This window comes from Salmonella sp. WC3 (assembly GCF_042932255.1).
GTDB lineage: Bacteria > Pseudomonadota > Gammaproteobacteria > Enterobacterales > Enterobacteriaceae > Salmonella > Salmonella enterica.
The window spans coordinates 1,211,206-1,230,252 of the sequence record NZ_CP170629.1; the positions used below are offsets into that span (position 1 = coordinate 1,211,206).

A 19,047-nucleotide genomic window follows, 5' to 3' on the forward strand; every position below is an offset into this window, starting at 1 on the left:
TAATATTACAGATTGTGGAATCAGCCTAAAACTTACCAGCCTTTCACCGCACCGCCATTAAAAACTTTATTTGCGGCTTCGTACACTTCATCAGACTGGTAAGCCTGAACGAATTTTTTCACATTCTCGGCGTCTTTGTTATCTTCACGCGTCACGATCAGGTTAACGTACGGAGAATCTTTATCTTCAACGAAGATACCGTCTTTCGCTGGCGTCAGGTCAATCTGGCTGGCGTATGTCGTATTGATGACCGCTAACGCGATCTGCGCGTCATCCAGCGAACGCGGCAACTGCGGCGCTTCCAGCTCAACAATTTTCAGATTTTTCGGGTTTTCCACGATATCCAGCGAGGTAGGAAGCAGACCGACGCCGTCTTTCAGTTTAATTAGCCCTACTTTTTGCAGCAGCAGCAGGGAACGACCAAGGTTGGTCGGGTCGTTAGGCACAGCGACCTGGGAACCGTCCTTGAGCTCATCCAGAGATTTGATTTTTTTGGAATATCCTGCAATGGGATAGACAAAAGTCTTACCAACAGAAACCAGTTTGTAGCCGCGATCTTTGATTTGCTGATCCAGATACGGTTTGTGCTGGAAGGCATTGGCATCGATATCGCCTTTGCTCAGTGCTTCATTAGGCAGAACATAATCATTAAAGGTCACCAATTCCACGTCCAGGCCGTATTTTTCTTTCGCGACTTTCTGCGCGACTTCGGCAACTTGCTGCTCTGCGCCAACGATTACGCCGACTTTAATATGATTCGGATCTTTTTCATCCTGACCGCAACCCGCAAGTGCCAGAGAACCAATCAGAGCACCCACTGCCGCAAAGGTTTTGAATTTGAACGCCATGCTTATTTCCTTAATGAGTATTTGTGTTGTGTTTAACGTTACTTATGCGTGACAGCCCTGACGATGCGATCGCCGGATAACTGAATTAAATAAACCAGAACGACGAGTAATACCAGCACCGTATTCATCACGGTAGCATTGTATCCAATATAACCGTACTGATAGCCGATTTGACCGAGGCCGCCTGCGCCGACGGCGCCGCCCATTGCGGAGTAACCGACTAGGGTGATCAGTGTAATGGTTGCCGCATTCACCAGACCAGGCAGCGCTTCCGGTAAAAGGATTTTACGTACAATTTGCAGCGGCGTGGCGCCCATCGCTCGCGAGGCTTCAATCAGCCCGGCAGGGATCTCTAACAACGCATTTTCCACCATACGGGCGATAAAAGGCGCGGCACCGACGGTCAGCGGTACAATCGCGGCCTGCAAACCAATGGAGGTGCCGACAATTATTCGGGTAAAAGGAATCATCCACACCAGCAGGATGATAAAGGGAATTGAGCGGAAAATATTGACCACCGCAGAGAGGGAGCGATACAGCCTGGCGTTCTCCATAATCTGCCCCGGGCGCGTAACATACAGCAATACGCCAACCGGCAGGCCAATCACGAAACCGAAGAAACCGGAGACAAAGGTCATCGCCAGCGTTTCCCAGACGCCACGAACCAGTAACCACATCATTGCCTCAGACATAACCCAGTACCTCTACTTTCACATGGTGATCCTGCAGCCAGGCAATTGCGGCTTGCGTCTCTTCTTGTGTGCCGTGCATTTCCGTTAGCATAATGCCGAACTTCACACCGCCCGCGTAATCCATCTGCGCGCTGATAATATTATTGTTCACGTTGAAACGACGCGCGGTTTCAGAAAGCAGCGGGGCATCCACAGACTGTCCGGTGAATTCCATGCGCAGCATCGGCACGCTGTCAGTTTCCGGCGACGCTTTCAAACGCGCCTGGTAATCTTCCGGAATGTCCAGGTGCAGAGTGGACTGAATAAACTTCTGCGCCAGCGGCGTTTTAGGATGCGAGAAGACTTCGCTGACCGTATCCTGCTCAATAAGCTCGCCATTACTGATAACGGCAACGCAGTCGCAGATACGTTTCACGACATCCATTTCATGAGTGATAAGCAGAATCGTCAACCCCAGACGACGGTTGATATCTTTCAGCAATTCCAGAATCGAACGGGTCGTCGCGGGATCAAGCGCGCTGGTGGCTTCATCGCACAGCAACACTTTTGGATTACTGGCTAACGCGCGGGCAATCGCGACACGCTGTTTCTGACCGCCGGAAAGATTTGCCGGATAGCTGTCGTGCTTGTCGCCAAGACCGACTAAATCCAGCAGTTCTGTGACACGGCGTTTGATCTCTTCCTTTGGTGTGTTATCCAGTTCCAGCGGCAACGCGACGTTGCCAAACACGGTACGGGAAGAGAGCAGGTTAAAATGTTGGAAAATCATGCCGATTTGACGGCGAGCTTTGGTCAACCCGGACTCTGAAAGCGTTGTCAACTCCTGACCGCCGACCTGAACGCTACCTTCGGTTGGGCGTTCAAGTAAGTTAACGCAGCGGATAAGCGTACTTTTACCGGCGCCGGAGGCGCCAATGACGCCATAAATCTGCCCGGCAGGAACGTGCAGGCTGACATTATTTAGCGCCTGAATGGTGCGCGTCCCCTGCTGGAACACTTTGGTAATATTCGAAAGTTTAATCATTGATTCTTTATTATCGTAATGAAATGAGCGGAGGCATTTTCGTCTGCCTAATACGGTCAACGCCGTCAACAGAATGGATGTTAAGGCATCCAGACGTCTAAATCAATCAGGCTTTATACGATGAGCACTTTCTTGCCTGCTGAAACATGCGATACTAGCGCCACTTGCTTTACTCAGGAGCTATAAAAGGTGGCAAAGTCTGTACCCGCAATTTTTCTCGACCGTGACGGCACCATTAATGTGGATCACGGCTACGTACATGAAATCGATGCATTCGAGTTTATAGACGGTGTTATTGACGCGATGCGCGAGCTAAAAAAAATGGGCTATGCGTTGGTGGTGGTGACGAACCAGTCCGGAATCGCGCGCGGCAAATTCACTGAGGCGCAGTTTGAAACGTTAACCGAATGGATGGACTGGTCGTTGGCGGATCGCGATGTTGATTTGGACGGCATCTATTATTGTCCTCACCATCCGCAGGGCAGTATAGAAGAGTTCCGTCAGGTATGTGATTGCCGCAAGCCGCATCCAGGAATGCTTATCTCGGCGCGTGATTTCCTGCATATCGATATGGCGGCTTCTTATATGGTGGGAGACAAGCTGGAAGATATGCAGGCGGCTGCGGCGGCAAATGTCGGGACAAAAGTGCTGGTGCGTACGGGCAAACCGGTCACGGCAGAAGCAGAAAACGCGGCGGACTGGGTGTTAAACAGCCTTGCCGATCTGCCATCGGCGATAAAAAAGCAGCAAAAATAAGCGTTATGGATAAAAGATGAGCGGTTAAAACAAAAATGCATTTTTCCGCTTGTCTTCCTGAACCGACTCCCTATAATGCGCCTCCATCGACACGGCGGATGTGAATCACTTCACACAAACAGCCGGTCGGTTGAAGAGAAAAATCCTGAAATTCAGGGTTGACTCTGAAAGAGGAAAGCGTAATATGCACACCCCGCGCCGCTGAGAAAAAGCGAAGCGGCACTGCTCTTTAACAATTTATCAGACAATCTGTGTGGGCACTCGAAGATACGGATTCTTAACGTCCCCGGACGAAAAATGAATACCAAGTCTCAAGAGTGAACACGTAATTCATTACGAAGTTTAATTCTTTGAGCATCAAACTTTTAAATTGAAGAGTTTGATCATGGCTCAGATTGAACGCTGGCGGCAGGCCTAACACATGCAAGTCGAACGGTAACAGGAAGCAGCTTGCTGCTTCGCTGACGAGTGGCGGACGGGTGAGTAATGTCTGGGAAACTGCCTGATGGAGGGGGATAACTACTGGAAACGGTGGCTAATACCGCATAACGTCGCAAGACCAAAGAGGGGGACCTTCGGGCCTCTTGCCATCAGATGTGCCCAGATGGGATTAGCTAGTTGGTGAGGTAACGGCTCACCAAGGCGACGATCCCTAGCTGGTCTGAGAGGATGACCAGCCACACTGGAACTGAGACACGGTCCAGACTCCTACGGGAGGCAGCAGTGGGGAATATTGCACAATGGGCGCAAGCCTGATGCAGCCATGCCGCGTGTATGAAGAAGGCCTTCGGGTTGTAAAGTACTTTCAGCGGGGAGGAAGGTGTTGTGGTTAATAACCGCAGCAATTGACGTTACCCGCAGAAGAAGCACCGGCTAACTCCGTGCCAGCAGCCGCGGTAATACGGAGGGTGCAAGCGTTAATCGGAATTACTGGGCGTAAAGCGCACGCAGGCGGTCTGTCAAGTCGGATGTGAAATCCCCGGGCTCAACCTGGGAACTGCATTCGAAACTGGCAGGCTTGAGTCTTGTAGAGGGGGGTAGAATTCCAGGTGTAGCGGTGAAATGCGTAGAGATCTGGAGGAATACCGGTGGCGAAGGCGGCCCCCTGGACAAAGACTGACGCTCAGGTGCGAAAGCGTGGGGAGCAAACAGGATTAGATACCCTGGTAGTCCACGCCGTAAACGATGTCTACTTGGAGGTTGTGCCCTTGAGGCGTGGCTTCCGGAGCTAACGCGTTAAGTAGACCGCCTGGGGAGTACGGCCGCAAGGTTAAAACTCAAATGAATTGACGGGGGCCCGCACAAGCGGTGGAGCATGTGGTTTAATTCGATGCAACGCGAAGAACCTTACCTGGTCTTGACATCCACAGAACTTTCCAGAGATGGATTGGTGCCTTCGGGAACTGTGAGACAGGTGCTGCATGGCTGTCGTCAGCTCGTGTTGTGAAATGTTGGGTTAAGTCCCGCAACGAGCGCAACCCTTATCCTTTGTTGCCAGCGGTTAGGCCGGGAACTCAAAGGAGACTGCCAGTGATAAACTGGAGGAAGGTGGGGATGACGTCAAGTCATCATGGCCCTTACGACCAGGGCTACACACGTGCTACAATGGCGCATACAAAGAGAAGCGACCTCGCGAGAGCAAGCGGACCTCATAAAGTGCGTCGTAGTCCGGATTGGAGTCTGCAACTCGACTCCATGAAGTCGGAATCGCTAGTAATCGTGGATCAGAATGCCACGGTGAATACGTTCCCGGGCCTTGTACACACCGCCCGTCACACCATGGGAGTGGGTTGCAAAAGAAGTAGGTAGCTTAACCTTCGGGAGGGCGCTTACCACTTTGTGATTCATGACTGGGGTGAAGTCGTAACAAGGTAACCGTAGGGGAACCTGCGGTTGGATCACCTCCTTACCTTAAAGATGCGTACTTTGCAGTGCTCACACAGATTGTCTGATGAAAAACGAGCAGTAAAACCTCTACAGGCTTGTAGCTCAGGTGGTTAGAGCGCACCCCTGATAAGGGTGAGGTCGGTGGTTCAAGTCCACTCAGGCCTACCAAATTTTCCCTGAATACTGCGTTGTGAAATAACTCACATACTGATGTATGCTTCGTTATTCCACGCCTTGTCTCAGGAAAAATTATCGGTAAAGAGGTTCTGACTACACGATGGGGCTATAGCTCAGCTGGGAGAGCGCCTGCTTTGCACGCAGGAGGTCTGCGGTTCGATCCCGCATAGCTCCACCATCTCGTGAGTGTTTACGAAAAAATACTTCAGAGTGTACCTGAAAGGGTTCACTGCGAAGTTTTGCTCTTTAAAAATCTGGATCAAGCTGAAAATTGAAACACAGAACAACGAAAGTTGTTCGTGAGTCTCTCAAATTTTCGCAACACGATGATGAATCGCGAGAAACATCTTCGGGTTGTGAGGTTAAGCGACTAAGCGTACACGGTGGATGCCCTGGCAGTCAGAGGCGATGAAGGGCGTGCTAATCTGCGATAAGCGCCGGTAAGGTGATATGAACCGTTATAACCGGCGATACCCGAATGGGGAAACCCAGTGTGACTCGTCACACTATCATTAACTGAATCCATAGGTTAATGAGGCGAACCGGGGGAACTGAAACATCTAAGTACCCCGAGGAAAAGAAATCAACCGAGATTCCCCCAGTAGCGGCGAGCGAACGGGGAGGAGCCCAGAGCCTGAATCAGCATGTGTGTTAGTGGAAGCGTCTGGAAAGGCGCGCGATACAGGGTGACAGCCCCGTACACAAAAGCGCATGTGCTGTGAGCTCGATGAGTAGGGCGGGACACGTGATATCCTGTCTGAATATGGGGGGACCATCCTCCAAGGCTAAATACTCCTGACTGACCGATAGTGAACCAGTACCGTGAGGGAAAGGCGAAAAGAACCCCGGCGAGGGGAGTGAAAAAGAACCTGAAACCGTGTACGTACAAGCAGTGGGAGCCCCACCACTAAGCCAGTGGTGAACTCCACATACGCATCCTTTGCTGAGGATACGGTTAACGGAGCGAAAGCGACGTTCAACCTCAAAAGAAGCAGAGGGGGCTTAGTGGTGGGGTGACTGCGTACCTTTTGTATAATGGGTCAGCGACTTATATTCTGTAGCAAGGTTAACCGAATAGGGGAGCCGCAGGGAAACCGAGTCTTAACCGGGCGTTAAGTTGCAGGGTATAGACCCGAAACCCGGTGATCTAGCCATGGGCAGGTTGAAGGTTGGGTAACACTAACTGGAGGACCGAACCGACTAATGTTGAAAAATTAGCGGATGACCTGTGGCTGGGGGTGAAAGGCCAATCAAACCGGGAGATAGCTGGTTCTCCCCGAAAGCTATTTAGGTAGCGCCTCGTGAATTCATCTCCGGGGGTAGAGCACTGTTTCGGCTAGGGGGCCATCCCGGCTTACCAACCCGATGCAAACTGCGAATACCGGAGAATGTTATCACGGGAGACACACGGCGGGTGCTAACGTCCGTCGTGAAGAGGGAAACAACCCAGACCGCCAGCTAAGGTCCCAAAGTCATGGTTAAGTGGGAAACGATGTGGGAAGGCCCAGACAGCCAGGATGTTGGCTTAGAAGCAGCCATCATTTAAAGAAAGCGTAATAGCTCACTGGTCGAGTCGGCCTGCGCGGAAGATGTAACGGGGCTAAACCATGCACCGAAGCTGCGGCAGCGAACGTATCACTTAAAGCGATTCAGCGGGTTACGATTGACGGAGCGAAGCGACGTCAAAGCGTATACAAAGTCGAGTCGGTTTAAGGATACGTTCGTTGGGTAGGGGAGCGTTCTGTAAGCCTGTGAAGGTGTGTCGTGAGGCATGCTGGAGGTATCAGAAGTGCGAATGCTGACATAAGTAACGATAAAGCGGGTGAAAAGCCCGCTCGCCGGAAGACCAAGGGTTCCTGTCCAACGTTAATCGGGGCAGGGTGAGTCGACCCCTAAGGCGAGGCCGAAAGGCGTAGTCGATGGGAAACGGGTTAATATTCCCGTACTTGGTGTTACTGCGAAGGGGGGACGGAGAAGGCTATGTTGGCCGGGCGACGGTTGTCCCGGTTTAAGCGTGTAGGTGTGTGTTCCAGGTAAATCCGGTTCACTTTAACACTGAGGCGTGACGACGAGGCACTACGGTGCTGAAGCAACAAATGCCCTGCTTCCAGGAAAAGCCTCTAAGCATCAGGTAACATCAAATCGTACCCCAAACCGACACAGGTGGTCAGGTAGAGAATACCAAGGCGCTTGAGAGAACTCGGGTGAAGGAACTAGGCAAAATGGTGCCGTAACTTCGGGAGAAGGCACGCTGACACGTAGGTGAAGTGATTTACTCACGGAGCTGAAGTCAGTCGAAGATACCAGCTGGCTGCAACTGTTTATTAAAAACACAGCACTGTGCAAACACGAAAGTGGACGTATACGGTGTGACGCCTGCCCGGTGCCGGAAGGTTAATTGATGGGGTCAGCGCAAGCGAAGCTCCTGATCGAAGCCCCGGTAAACGGCGGCCGTAACTATAACGGTCCTAAGGTAGCGAAATTCCTTGTCGGGTAAGTTCCGACCTGCACGAATGGCGTAATGATGGCCAGGCTGTCTCCACCCGAGACTCAGTGAAATTGAACTCGCTGTGAAGATGCAGTGTACCCGCGGCAAGACGGAAAGACCCCGTGAACCTTTACTATAGCTTGACACTGAACATTGAGCCTTGATGTGTAGGATAGGTGGGAGGCTTTGAAGTGTGGACGCCAGTCTGCATGGAGCCGACCTTGAAATACCACCCTTTAATGTTTGATGTTCTAACGTGGACCCGTTACCCGGGTTGCGGACAGTGTCTGGTGGGTAGTTTGACTGGGGCGGTCTCCTCCTAAAGAGTAACGGAGGAGCACAAAGGTTGGCTAATCCTGGTCGGACATCAGGAGGTTAGTGCAATGGCATAAGCCAGCTTGACTGCGAGCGTGACGGCGCGAGCAGGTGCGAAAGCAGGTCATAGTGATCCGGTGGTTCTGAATGGAAGGGCCATCGCTCAACGGATAAAAGGTACTCCGGGGATAACAGGCTGATACCGCCCAAGAGTTCATATCGACGGCGGTGTTTGGCACCTCGATGTCGGCTCATCACATCCTGGGGCTGAAGTAGGTCCCAAGGGTATGGCTGTTCGCCATTTAAAGTGGTACGCGAGCTGGGTTTAGAACGTCGTGAGACAGTTCGGTCCCTATCTGCCGTGGGCGCTGGAGAACTGAGGGGGGCTGCTCCTAGTACGAGAGGACCGGAGTGGACGCATCACTGGTGTTCGGGTTGTCATGCCAATGGCACTGCCCGGTAGCTAAATGCGGAAGAGATAAGTGCTGAAAGCATCTAAGCACGAAACTTGCCCCGAGATGAGTTCTCCCTGAGACTTTAAGTCTCCTGAAGGAACGTTGAAGACGACGACGTTGATAGGCCGGGTGTGTAAGCGCAGCGATGCGTTGAGCTAACCGGTACTAATGAACCGTGAGGCTTAACCTTACAACGCCGAAGATGTTTTGGCGGATGAGAGACGATTTTCAGCACTGATTCAGAGTTGAGTACGCAATAATTTGCGCAGCAGCAAGGCGGCAAGCGAAGGAAAGGAAGGAGCATACAGAAGTATGTGACTGACTTTACGAGCGCAGGCAACGCCGCTGATGCGATAAAGAATTGCGTACAGAGCACAAAAGAATTTGCCTGGCGGCACTAGCGCGGTGGTCCCACCTGACCCCATGCCGAACTCAGAAGTGAAACGCCGTAGCGCCGATGGTAGTGTGGGGTCTCCCCATGCGAGAGTAGGGAACTGCCAGGCATCAAATTAGAAGTATGGCATTAACTTTTGGGGCAGTTCACTACTCGACAGAGAGTAGGACAAAAGCGAAAGCTTTTGAACGTTGCGAAGCAACGGCCCGAAGGGTGAATCACGAAGTGATTCATAAACTGCCAGGCATCAAATTGCAGTAAACCGGGATGAAAATCCGGGTTGTGACAAAGAAATTCGGTGGAGCGGTAGTTCAGTTGGTTAGAATACCTGCCTGTCACGCAGGGGGGCGCGGGTTCGAGTCCCGTCCGTTCCGCCACTTATTAAGAGCCCTGAGCATTAGCTCAGGGCTTTTTCTTTGCCTGCGATTTAATTATTGCTCAATTCGCAAAAATCCTCTGCATTTCTCGCTCTTTTTCTGCAAAGCGCTGAAGGTCATAATCCCCTCAGTTAACGAACATAGTGATTAAAAAGAGGAATTCTATGACTATCCCTGCATTCGGTTTAGGTACTTTTCGCCTGAAAGACGACGTGGTTATCGCTTCTGTGAAAACGGCGCTTGAACTGGGCTACCGTTCTGTCGACACTGCGCAAATCTATGATAATGAAGCGGCTGTTGGACAGGCGATTGCTGAGAGCGGCGTACCGCGTAATGAGCTGTACATCACCACCAAGATCTGGATTGAAAACCTTAGCAAAGACAAGCTAACCCCAAGCCTGAAAGAGAGCCTGAAAAAACTGCGTACCGATTATGTCGATCTGACGCTGATCCACTGGCCATCTCCGGGTGATGCTGTGTCTGTCGAAGAATTTATGCAGGCATTGCTGGAAGCTAAAAAACAAGGGCTGACTCGCGAAATTGGCATTTCAAACTTCACCATTCCGTTGATGAAAAAGGCTATTGCCGCGGTGGGCGCAGACCATATCGCCACCAACCAGATTGAGCTATCTCCGTATCTTCAGAATCGTAAGGTGGTTGACTGGGCGAAAGCGCACGGTATCCATATCACCTCTTACATGACGCTGGCATACGGTAAGGCGCTGAAAGATGAAGTGATTGCGCGCATTGCGGCTAAACATAATGCGACCCCGGCGCAGGTTATTCTGGCATGGGCAATGGGTGAAGGTTACTCGGTGATCCCTTCATCCACCAGGCGTGAAAACCTGGCAAGCAACCTGCTGGCGCAGGACCTGCATCTGGATGCCGAAGATAAAAATGCGATCGCGGCACTGGACTGCAACGATCGTCTGGTTAGCCCGGAAGGACTGGCCCCTGCCTGGGATTAATTACCCGATCCTTTGTACCTTTATCCCTCTTTCACAGCTCCTGCGGGGGCTGTTCTTATATATTCGCTCAAAAAGTCGATAAATGCCCGAATGCGTGTGCTGACTGCGCGATCGCTGTAGTAAACGGCGCTGAAAGGCATTTCTACCGGCAGACGTTTATCGGCCAGCAGTTCCACCAGTTCTCCCCGTGCGATCTCTTTATCAATCATATAATCTGAAAGACATGCAATGCCGTTACCGTTCAGGCAAAGCTGTTTTAACGTTTCTCCGCTGTTGGAAGAAATCCCACATTCGATCTCATGGAGCTGCCCGTCGCTACAGGCAATCGGCCAGGTATTGAGCGAAACAGGTTCTGAGAACCCCAGGCACAGATGCCGTTTTAACTCTTCAACGGTCTCTGGCTTGCCAAAACGGGCAATATAATCCGGTGAGGCGATAATCTTGCGATAGCTGGTAAATAACGGGCGCGCGCGCAGACTTGAATCTATCAACGTGCCTGCGCGTATCGCAACATCCACTTTTCGTTCAATAAGATTGATGAACGTTTCTGAGGAGACAAGAGACAACGTTATTTCCGGATACCGTTCACGAAAAGGTTTAATCAGCGGCATCAGGAAATGCAGCATTACCGGCGTTGCCGCATCGATACGCAGTAAGCCGCGCGGGGTATTACGCGACTCCATGATTTCCGTTTCTGCGGCGGCCATTTCTTGCAGTATCTGCTGCACGCGCCTGAAGTATCGCTCTCCTTCTTCAGTCAGGCTCAGCTGTCGGGTCGTACGATTAAGCAGACTGACGCCGAGCTTCATCTCCAGCTTTTTAACTGCCCGGCTGACAGCGGAATTGGCCTGTCCAAGCTGCTCTGCCGCCCGGCTGAAGCTGCCGCTTTCCACGACAGCGACAAAAATTGCGAGTTCTTCGGAGGTGGCTTTCATTTTTGCTCCTGAAGCAAAATTAAATTGATATTTTGGCTATTTTTGTCATTAAAACATCCAGGCATACTGCGTGTCATCTGATTACTGCTGTTATGGAGTTATGTATGCCTCTCGCTTTATTTGCACTGACTATAAGTGCCTTCGCTATTGGCACGACTGAGTTCGTGATTGTCGGCCTGGTGCCGACCATTGCACAACAACTGGCTGTCTCGTTACCTTCCGCCGGAATGCTGGTTTCAATCTATGCGCTGGGTGTGGCTATTGGCGCGCCGGCGCTGACCGCTCTGACCGGACGCCTGCCGCGTAAACAGTTACTGGTCGCGCTGATGGTCTTGTGTACGGCGGGGAATTTGCTGGCGTGGCAGGCTCCGGGCTATATGACATTAATCGCCGCCCGTCTGCTGACGGGCCTGGCGCACGGCGTGTTCTTCTCGATTGGCTCTACCATCGCGACAAGTCTGGTGCCAAAAGAGAAAGCGGCTTCTGCTATCGCTATTATGTTTGGTGGTTTAACGGTAGCTCTGGTCACGGGCGTGCCGCTGGGCACATTTATCGGTCAGCATTTTGGCTGGCGTGAGACCTTCCTTGCGGTATCACTGTTAGGCGTGATTGCGCTGATGAGCAGTCAACTGCTGATCCCTGCCAATATTCCTGGTCGGGCGGCCGCCAGCATTCGTGACCAGGTGAAAGTACTGACTCATCCTCGTCTGCTGCTGATTTACGCCGTTACGGCGCTGGGCTACGGCGGGGTATTCACGGCATTCACCTTCCTGGCGCCGATGATGCAGGATCTGGCGGGATTCTCTCCGGCAGCAGTAAGCTGGATCCTACTGGGTTATGGCGTATCAGTGGCTATCGGCAATATCTGGGGCGGTAAACTGGCGGATAAGCATGGCGCCGTGCCGGCGCTGAAATTCATTTTCGCCGTGCTGTTTGTTCTGCTTATGGTCTTCCAGGTGACGGCCTCCACGCAGTATGTCGCGCTGGCTACCATTCTGGTGATGGGGGTCTTTGCCTTCGGTAACGTACCGGGGTTGCAGGTCTACGTGGTACAGAAAGCGGAACAATTCACGCCTAATGCAGTAGATGTGGCGTCAGGTCTGAACATTGCGGCGTTTAACATTGGTATTGCGCTGGGTTCCGTGATTGGCGGACAAACGGTGGCGCATTACGGTTTGGCGCAGACGCCGTGGATTGGCGCCCTCATTGTTCTGGTGGCTTTCCTGCTGGTGGGCGTCAGCGGACGTCTTGATAAACCTGTACGCATTGCTCTGGAGTAAATTATTGATGTAAGCGCCTACTTACAAAACAAACTGCAATTGTTCGTTGAAAGTGAGTGCTAAAATCCCTATAACAGAAGAACCAGTCCGGTTGAGGACTGGTTGACGTTACAGAGGTTTGAAAGTCAAAAGTGCGAAAAAACACCTATGCGATGCGCTATGTTGCCGGACAGCCCGCCGAGCGGATTTTGCCGCCAGGGTCGTTTGCGAGCATTGGCCAGGCATTGCCCGCCGGGGAACCGCTAAGCAGTGAAGAGCGGATCCGTATCCTCGTGTGGAATATATTCAAGCAGCAGCGAGCCGAATGGTTATCGGTGCTGAAGAACTACGGCAAAGATGCGCATCTGGTCCTGTTGCAGGAGGCCCAGACGACGCCTGAACTGGTACAGTTTGCCACCGCTAACTATCTTGCCGCCGATCAGGTTCCCGCTTTTGTATTACCTCAGCATCCGTCTGGCGTCATGACGCTTTCTGCCGCCCATCCTGTTTACTGCTGCCCTTTACGGGAAAGAGAACCAATTTTACGTTTGGCGAAATCAGCCCTGGTGACGGTATATCCGTTGCCGGATACCCGTTTATTAATGGTAGTAAATGTTCATGCGGTAAATTTTAGTCTGGGCGTGGACGTGTACAGTAAGCAGTTACTTCCGATCGGCGACCAGATTGCGCACCATAGCGGCCCTGTCATTATGGCGGGGGATTTTAATGCCTGGAGCCGCCCACGTATGAATGCGTTGTACCGCTTTGCACGTGAGATGTCGCTGCGCCAGGTGCGTTTCACTGACGATCAACGCCGTCGTGCGTTTGGACGACCGCTGGATTTTGTTTTTTATCGTGGTTTAAACGTGAATGAAGCCTCCGTACTGGTGACGCGCGCTTCCGATCACAATCCGCTACTCGTTGAATTCAGTCCCGGCAAACCTGAGCAATAAAGGTGCGTCAGGTCTGCCGTGGGGCAGGCCTCTGCGGGTGCTGCCCTTTACTTTTCTCATAACAGAAGGGCACTACCATGACAACGCATTCCCACCATGACAATGTTGAAAAGCAGTTTGGTTCACAGGCGAACGCCTATTTACATAGCGCCGTTCACGCAGCGGGTCGTGACTTAGCGCGGCTGGCGCAAAGGCTGTCTGATTTTTCCCACGCGAACGTACTGGATATGGGATGTGGAGCTGGACACGCGAGTTTTGTCGCTGCGCAACATGCCAACTCGGTCGTGGCATACGATTTATCAGCCAGCATGCTTGAGGTTGTCGCTGGAGCGGCGGAAGAAAGACATTTAAGTAATATTACTCTCCGGCAAGGCTATGCCGAAAAACTGCCCTTTGAAGATGCATCGTTTGAGATGGTGATTAGCCGCTATTCCGCGCATCACTGGCACGACGTTGGTCAGGCATTGCGTGAGGTTTATCGTGTATTAAAACCCGGCGGCGTGCTGATTATCATGGATGTCATGTCGCCTGGACATCCTGTACGCGATATCTGGCTGCAAACGGTGGAGGCGTTACGCGACACGTCGCATGTCCGTAACTATTCCAGTGGTGAATGGCTGGCGATGGTCAATAACGCGATGCTGGTAACGAATACCGTGATAACCGATCGTTTATCGCTGGAGTTTCGCTCATGGGTAACGCGGATGCGTACTCCAGCGCCGTTGGTTGAGGCGATTCGATTATATCAGGCGAGCGCCCCGGTAGAGGTGAAGCGTTATTTTGAGTTGCAGGATGACGGCTCGTTTAGCAGCGATACTATCATGCTGGAAGCGCATAAAGCGGTATAGCAATTTAAAAGGCGCCGGGGGAAGCGGCGCCTTTTGGCTTTTTCGTCGGACAATATCAGGAGTCTGGCGTGCTATTGTCCTTCACAAACAACGTAAGCTGATCGCCCGGTTGTAGATTATCCGTATCATGGTTCCAGCGCATCACATCTTTGATATTCACCCCGTGACGTCTGGCGATACTGGAAAGCGAATCGCCTTTACGGACACGATAGGTAATGCTATCGCTATTGTTTGCCAGTCGTTGCGCGCTGCTGCCAGCGCCTACGGTCAGGCTTTGCCCGATTTTCAGGCGCGAACCACGCAGGTTGTTCCACTGCTGCAAGTCCTTCGTGCTTACGCCAAGCCGCGAAGCAATACCGGAAAGCGTATCGCCAGAGCGCACCTTATAGCTACTGCTATTCAACGGCGTATTGTCGGCGATCAGTTGGGACTGAACGGCGTCAATCTCACCGGAAGCCAGCGACTCACGCAACTGCTCGGCATGCTTTTTGGGCACCATAACATATTGCGGACCGCTTACGCCTAAGGTAGACCCTTTTACACCGGCATTAAACGTCTTCAGCTTGCTGATAGACATGCCCGCCATATCCGCAACCTGCGCCATTTCAACTGGACTGTTTAAACGAACTCGTGCCAGCGCTCGGCTTTCATCTGTTGTTGGCAGACGTACGCCGTAGCGTTTGCTGTTTTTGAGAATTTCACTCAATGCCAGCATCTTAGGTACGTAGAGTTTTGTTTCTCTGGGCAAAGAAAGCGACCAGAAATCCGTCGGTTTTCCACGCGCTTTGTTTGCTTTAATTGCCCGCATAACACGGCCTTCGCCGCTGTTATACGCTGCAACGGTTAACAGCCAGTCGCCGTCAAACATTTTGTTCAGACGCTGCATCATGTCTAACGCGGCGGTCGTAGAGGCTACAACATCGCGACGCGCGTCATAATTACGGGTCTGCTTTAAACCATAATTGCGCCCTGTGCTCGGTATGATCTGCCAGATGCCTGCGGCATTGGCGCCAGACGTTGCGTGAGGATCAAAAGCGCTCTCCACTATGGGTAGTAGTACCAGCTCCATAGGCATGTTACGTTTCTTAACCTGCCCCGCTATCCAGTACATATACGGCTCTGCCCGTAAAGTTACATCGTGGAGATAGCTCTTATTGCGTAAATACTTCTGTTTCTGTTCGCGAATCCGGCTGTTTTCCGGAATTCCCATCTTTAGCTCGTCGCCAATGAAAGCCCACAAGTCCTGATCTGGCGCGATAGACGTTCCGTCGTCCATCCATCGTGCCTGACTCGTAAACTTTCCTGCTTCCCCTTGACCAGCTGCAGAAAGGCTCTGTGCGTGCTGTTGGACGTTGCCAGTGTTCTGAGACGTCTGGCACCCCACAAGCAGGACAGAGGCGAGTAATATCGCTTTTGCCTTCATGTGTGTGTCAATAGTTGCTTAAAAGACGACCGATCATAACGGCGAAGTTAGCGAATGACAAGTAAGAATTATCAGAACGTGTCTTTCTTTGACCTTAACCATGCAAAACGCGCTTCTGGTTGTTGCAATATTGTTTCTTTGTTTATTTCGTTAATTAAATCAATATCTTCAGTTCTTAAAAAAAGATTAATCTTACGCTCATTTTTAAGAATAACGGGTAATGTCATTTGTTTTTTTACACGTAACTCTTTAACTTTACGATAATATTCATTTATGAACGAATCGTGCGGAAGTATGCTCAATGCGAACTTAATGTTAGCTAAAGTGTATTCGTGAGCGCAGCAAATGAGTGTGTCGTCAGGCAGAGAATTAATTTTCATAAGTGACTGATACATCTGTGATGGCGTGCCTTCAAACAGTCGACCACAGCCGCCAGAGAACAGCGTGTCGCCGCAGAATAAGTAAGGGTGGCTAAAGTAACAGACGTGTCCTAACGTGTGGCCCGGCGTGGCAAAAAGAGTAAATTTCTCGCCTAAAACGCGAATAGTATCGCCATCGCCAACAAGATGGGTTGCTCCCTTGTCTTGCGTTTCCGCCGGTCCATAAACCGTCATTTGCGGGAAGTGTTGCAACAGCTCTTTGACTCCGCCAACATGGTCGTGATGGTGATGCGTCAGAAAAATCGCCTCCGGCATCCACTTATGTTCAGCAATGGCCTTTAAGACGGGGGCCGCTTCGCCGGGATCAACAATCACACAGCGGCCTTCATCATTGGTCAGCACCCAGATGTAATTGTCCTGAAACGCGGGAATACTGTTAAGATTCATATATTACCTCTCAAATAATTAGCGGAAGGTTGCGATGAAACCGGCAAGGCTCTCTCAAACTGTCGTTGCGCCCGGATGTTGGGGTGAGTTGCCCTGGGGCAATTACTACCGTGAGGCGCTGGAACAGCAGCTAAATCCGTGGTTTGCAAAAATGTATGGTTTCCATTTGCTTAAAATCGGTAATTTAAGCGCAGAAATCAATTCCGAAGCGTGCGCGGTCTCCCATCAGGTGAATGTTTCGTCGCAGGGGGCGCCGATGCAGGTTCTGGCCGATCCGCTACACCTTCCTTTTGCAGATAAATCCGTCGATGTTTGTCTGCTGGCGCATACTTTGCCGTGGTGTACCAACCCGCACCGTTTATTGCGGGAAGCCGACCGCGTATTGATTGATGACGGTTGGCTGGTCATCAGTGGATTTAACCCGCTGAGTTTGATGGGGTTACGTAAACTGGTACCCGTTTTACGTAAAACACCTCCCTATAATGGTCGGATGTTTACCCTTATGCGGCAACTGGACTGGCTGTCTTTACTCAATTTTGAAGTGCTACATTATAGCCGTTTTCATGTCTTACCCTGGAAAAAGCAGGGGGGGCGGCTTTTAAATACGCATATCCCGGCGCTGGGCTGTTTACAGCTTATTGTGGCCCGTAAGCGGACCATCCCGCTTACGCTTAATCCGCTGCGACATAATAAAAGTAAAACCCCTATCCGCCAGACCGTTGGCGCCACCCGGCAATATCGCAAACCGGATGGCTAAGCCTCCGCCTGGTAGCCACTATCTTCCTGCGTGGGGTTCATTGCCGCGGCGCGCGCCAGTTCATCACAACGCTCGTTTTCGGGATGGCCTGCATGGCCTTTGACCCATACCCATTTGATCTGATGCTGACCTAACGCAGCATCGAGACGTTTCCAGAGATCGACATTTTTTACGGGTTTCTTTTCCGCAGTTTTCCAGCCGCGTTTCTTCCAGTTATGAATCCATTGGGTAATTCCTTGCCGCACATATTGGCTGTCGGTGCTCAATGTCACTTCGCAATGTTCTTTTAACGCTTCAAGCGCGACGATCGCCGCCATCAGTTCCATACGGTTATTGGTGGTCAGCGTGTAACCTTCACTAAACGTTTTTTCATGATCGCGATAGCGTAAGATAGCGCCATAACCACCAGGCCCTGGATTCCCCAGGCAAGAGCCATCGGTGAAAATTTCTACCTGTTTAAGCATCTCTGGTAGACTTCCTGTAATTGAAATCGATAACAAAACGCAAGTCTGACATAAATGACCGATATGAGCACTGCAATTACACGACAGATTGTCCTCGATACCGAAACCACCGGTATGAACCAGATAGGCGCGCACTATGAAGGTCACAAGATTATTGAGATCGGTGCGGTTGAGGTGATAAACCGTCGTCTGACCGGCAACAATTTTCATGTTTACCTGAAGCCGGATCGGCTGGTGGATCCGGAGGCGTTTGGCGTACACGGTATTGCCGATGAGTTTCTGCTGGATAAGCCGGTTTTTGCTGATGTGGTCGATGAGTTTCTTGATTATATCCGCGGCGCGGAGCTGGTCATCCATAACGCATCGTTCGATATCGGCTTTATGGATTATGAGTTTGGTCTGCTTAAACGCGATATTCCTAAAACCAATACTTTCTGCAAAGTTACCGATAGCCTGGCGTTGGCGCGGAAAATGTTCCCCGGCAAGCGTAACAGCCTTGATGCGCTGTGTTCGCGTTATGAGATAGATAATAGCAAACGTACTTTGCACGGCGCATTGCTCGATGCCCAGATCCTTGCCGAAGTGTATCTGGCGATGACGGGCGGGCAAACGTCCATGACGTTTGCGATGGAAGGAGAGACGCAACGGCAGCAAGGTGAAGCGACCATTCAGCGAATCGTTCGCCAGGCCAGCCGGTTACGGGTCGTTTTTGCCTCTGAGGAAGAGCTGGCTGCGCATGAATCGCGGCTTGATCTGGTGCAGAAAAAGGGCGGAAGTTGCCTTTGGCGGGCGTAATTTATTCCTTTTTAGGCTATAAAAATCATCCTTCGGGCGATTTTTGCAGCAACTGATTCAAAAGGTGAGAAAAAGCGTTGACGGGCGACACCGCAAACCGTAATATTCGCCTCGTTCCCAGCGGGAACATCACGGAGCGGTAGTTCAGTTGGTTAGAATACCTGCCTGTCACGCAGGGGGTCGCGGGTTCGAGTCCCGTCCGTTCCGCCAGATACAAATCTCAGGGTGTTTTTATACATCCTGTGAAGTAAAAAAAACCGTATCACTGTAAAAGGGATACGGTTTTTTTTCGTCTTCAAGAAGTTCCACCGCCTATCGTGGAATCTGACGCAAATGGGCCTACGCCTGGATGACGAACAGGATATTACCGCCACTTCTTTCACTGTCATGGCTATTTTGATCCCA

General features: G+C 51.3%; 14 protein-coding genes, 4 tRNA genes and 3 rRNA genes. 14 read left to right on the forward strand and 7 right to left on the reverse strand.

Features of this window, described 5'->3' with window-relative positions; all coding sequences use genetic code 11:
- Positions 1-32: 32 nt before the first annotated feature.
- The 3 genes from metQ to metN are packed head-to-tail and all read right to left on the reverse strand — an operon-like array spanning position 33 to position 2,564.
- On the reverse strand, positions 33-848 hold the full coding sequence (metQ, locus tag ACFK9X_RS05660; RefSeq protein ID WP_151115816.1) for a methionine ABC transporter substrate-binding lipoprotein MetQ: 816 nt from the start codon (positions 846-848) through the stop codon (positions 33-35).
- A 38-nt stretch (positions 849-886) separates the two neighbouring features.
- Positions 887-1,540: a methionine ABC transporter permease MetI gene (locus ACFK9X_RS05665; RefSeq protein WP_001287486.1), complete on the reverse strand. Its 654-nt coding sequence runs from the start codon at positions 1,538-1,540 to the stop codon at positions 887-889.
- Positions 1,533-2,564: a methionine ABC transporter ATP-binding protein MetN gene (gene metN / locus ACFK9X_RS05670; RefSeq protein WP_058110334.1), complete on the reverse strand. Its 1,032-nt coding sequence runs from the start codon at positions 2,562-2,564 to the stop codon at positions 1,533-1,535. Before metN ends, ACFK9X_RS05665 begins: the two co-directional genes overlap by 8 nt.
- A gap of 189 nt (positions 2,565-2,753) precedes the next feature.
- Here metN and gmhB point away from each other — a divergent pair, with 189 nt between their 5' ends.
- The 8 genes from gmhB (at position 2,754) to dkgB (ending at position 10,381) form a co-directional block, all read left to right on the forward strand.
- Positions 2,754-3,320, forward strand: coding sequence for a D-glycero-beta-D-manno-heptose 1,7-bisphosphate 7-phosphatase (gene gmhB / locus ACFK9X_RS05675; protein WP_001140158.1), 567 nt, complete (start codon positions 2,754-2,756; stop codon positions 3,318-3,320).
- Between the two features lie 367 nt (positions 3,321-3,687).
- A 16S ribosomal RNA gene (locus tag ACFK9X_RS05680) occupies positions 3,688-5,229 on the forward strand.
- Positions 5,230-5,298: 69 nt separating this feature from the next.
- Positions 5,299-5,375, forward strand: a tRNA-Ile gene (locus ACFK9X_RS05685).
- Positions 5,376-5,486: 111 nt separating this feature from the next.
- Positions 5,487-5,562: transfer RNA gene (locus ACFK9X_RS05690), tRNA-Ala, on the forward strand.
- Between the two features lie 182 nt (positions 5,563-5,744).
- Positions 5,745-8,832 (forward strand): 23S ribosomal RNA (locus tag ACFK9X_RS05695).
- A gap of 197 nt (positions 8,833-9,029) precedes the next feature.
- A 5S ribosomal RNA gene (rrf, locus tag ACFK9X_RS05700) occupies positions 9,030-9,145 on the forward strand.
- Together the 16S, 23S and 5S rRNA genes with 3 tRNA genes alongside form the textbook arrangement of a ribosomal RNA operon.
- 191 nt (positions 9,146-9,336) lie before the next feature.
- Positions 9,337-9,413, forward strand: a tRNA-Asp gene (locus ACFK9X_RS05705).
- A 164-nt stretch (positions 9,414-9,577) separates the two neighbouring features.
- On the forward strand, positions 9,578-10,381 hold the full coding sequence (dkgB, locus tag ACFK9X_RS05710; RefSeq protein ID WP_151115818.1) for a 2,5-didehydrogluconate reductase DkgB: 804 nt from the start codon (positions 9,578-9,580) through the stop codon (positions 10,379-10,381).
- A gap of 20 nt (positions 10,382-10,401) precedes the next feature.
- On the opposite strand, the gene yafC is transcribed toward dkgB, so the two are convergent.
- Entirely contained in the window at positions 10,402-11,316 is a 915-nt protein-coding gene (gene yafC / locus ACFK9X_RS05715; protein ID WP_151115820.1) for a DNA-binding transcriptional regulator YafC, read from the reverse strand.
- Between the two features lie 104 nt (positions 11,317-11,420).
- Between yafC and ACFK9X_RS05720 the strand changes: the two genes are divergently transcribed.
- The 3 genes from ACFK9X_RS05720 (at position 11,421) to ACFK9X_RS05730 (ending at position 14,376) form a co-directional block, all read left to right on the forward strand.
- On the forward strand, positions 11,421-12,596 hold the full coding sequence (locus ACFK9X_RS05720) for an MFS transporter (RefSeq protein WP_151115822.1): 1,176 nt from the start codon (positions 11,421-11,423) through the stop codon (positions 12,594-12,596).
- A gap of 131 nt (positions 12,597-12,727) precedes the next feature.
- Positions 12,728-13,528, forward strand: a complete 801-nt coding sequence (locus ACFK9X_RS05725) for an endonuclease/exonuclease/phosphatase family protein (RefSeq protein WP_001230970.1) — start codon at positions 12,728-12,730, stop codon at positions 13,526-13,528.
- Positions 13,529-13,605: 77 nt separating this feature from the next.
- Positions 13,606-14,376, forward strand: coding sequence for a class I SAM-dependent methyltransferase (locus ACFK9X_RS05730; protein WP_023255415.1), 771 nt, complete (start codon positions 13,606-13,608; stop codon positions 14,374-14,376).
- Positions 14,377-14,431: 55 nt separating this feature from the next.
- Here ACFK9X_RS05730 and mltD read toward each other — a convergent pair whose 3' ends face one another.
- Together mltD and gloB are read right to left on the reverse strand one after the other, a co-directional pair.
- Positions 14,432-15,799 (reverse strand): murein transglycosylase D, encoded by a 1,368-nt coding sequence (gene mltD / locus ACFK9X_RS05735; RefSeq protein ID WP_151115824.1) that lies wholly within the window; start codon positions 15,797-15,799, stop codon positions 14,432-14,434.
- A gap of 71 nt (positions 15,800-15,870) precedes the next feature.
- Complete coding sequence (gloB, locus tag ACFK9X_RS05740) at positions 15,871-16,626, reverse strand: hydroxyacylglutathione hydrolase (RefSeq protein ID WP_001052773.1); 756 nt, start codon at positions 16,624-16,626, stop codon at positions 15,871-15,873.
- A gap of 34 nt (positions 16,627-16,660) precedes the next feature.
- Between gloB and ACFK9X_RS05745 the strand changes: the two genes are divergently transcribed.
- Complete coding sequence (locus tag ACFK9X_RS05745; RefSeq protein WP_151115826.1) at positions 16,661-17,383, forward strand: class I SAM-dependent methyltransferase; 723 nt, start codon at positions 16,661-16,663, stop codon at positions 17,381-17,383.
- Here ACFK9X_RS05745 and rnhA read toward each other — a convergent pair.
- Positions 17,380-17,847, reverse strand: a complete 468-nt coding sequence (gene rnhA / locus ACFK9X_RS05750; protein ID WP_151115829.1) for a ribonuclease HI — start codon at positions 17,845-17,847, stop codon at positions 17,380-17,382. The two genes, ACFK9X_RS05745 and rnhA, sit on opposite strands and share 4 nt — an antisense overlap.
- Positions 17,848-17,910: 63 nt before the next feature.
- On the opposite strand from rnhA, the gene dnaQ reads away from it, so the two are divergent.
- Positions 17,911-18,642, forward strand: coding sequence for a DNA polymerase III subunit epsilon (dnaQ, locus tag ACFK9X_RS05755; RefSeq protein WP_001670675.1), 732 nt, complete (start codon positions 17,911-17,913; stop codon positions 18,640-18,642).
- A 133-nt stretch (positions 18,643-18,775) separates the two neighbouring features.
- A tRNA-Asp gene (locus ACFK9X_RS05760) sits at positions 18,776-18,852 on the forward strand.
- Positions 18,853-19,047: the final 195 nt, after the last annotated feature.

Excerpts from the sequence above, each read along its gene's own strand:
- metQ (WP_151115816.1), bottom strand. The coding sequence starts at position 848 with ATGGCGTTCAAATTCAAAACCTTTGCGGCAGTGGGTGCTCTGATTGGT.
- ACFK9X_RS05665 (WP_001287486.1), bottom strand. The coding sequence starts at position 1,540 with ATGTCTGAGGCAATGATGTGGTTACTGGTTCGTGGCGTCTGGGAAACG.
- metN (WP_058110334.1), bottom strand. The coding sequence starts at position 2,564 with ATGATTAAACTTTCGAATATTACCAAAGTGTTCCAGCAGGGGACGCGC.
- dkgB (WP_151115818.1), top strand. The coding sequence starts at position 9,578 with ATGACTATCCCTGCATTCGGTTTAGGTACTTTTCGCCTGAAAGACGAC.
- yafC (WP_151115820.1), bottom strand. The coding sequence starts at position 11,316 with ATGAAAGCCACCTCCGAAGAACTCGCAATTTTTGTCGCTGTCGTGGAA.
- ACFK9X_RS05720 (WP_151115822.1), top strand. The coding sequence starts at position 11,421 with ATGCCTCTCGCTTTATTTGCACTGACTATAAGTGCCTTCGCTATTGGC.
- ACFK9X_RS05730 (WP_023255415.1), top strand. The coding sequence starts at position 13,606 with ATGACAACGCATTCCCACCATGACAATGTTGAAAAGCAGTTTGGTTCA.
- mltD (WP_151115824.1), bottom strand. The coding sequence starts at position 15,799 with ATGAAGGCAAAAGCGATATTACTCGCCTCTGTCCTGCTTGTGGGGTGC.
- gloB (WP_001052773.1), bottom strand. The coding sequence starts at position 16,626 with ATGAATCTTAACAGTATTCCCGCGTTTCAGGACAATTACATCTGGGTG.
- ACFK9X_RS05745 (WP_151115826.1), top strand. The coding sequence starts at position 16,661 with ATGAAACCGGCAAGGCTCTCTCAAACTGTCGTTGCGCCCGGATGTTGG.
- rnhA (WP_151115829.1), bottom strand. The coding sequence starts at position 17,847 with ATGCTTAAACAGGTAGAAATTTTCACCGATGGCTCTTGCCTGGGGAAT.
- dnaQ (WP_001670675.1), top strand. The coding sequence starts at position 17,911 with ATGAGCACTGCAATTACACGACAGATTGTCCTCGATACCGAAACCACC.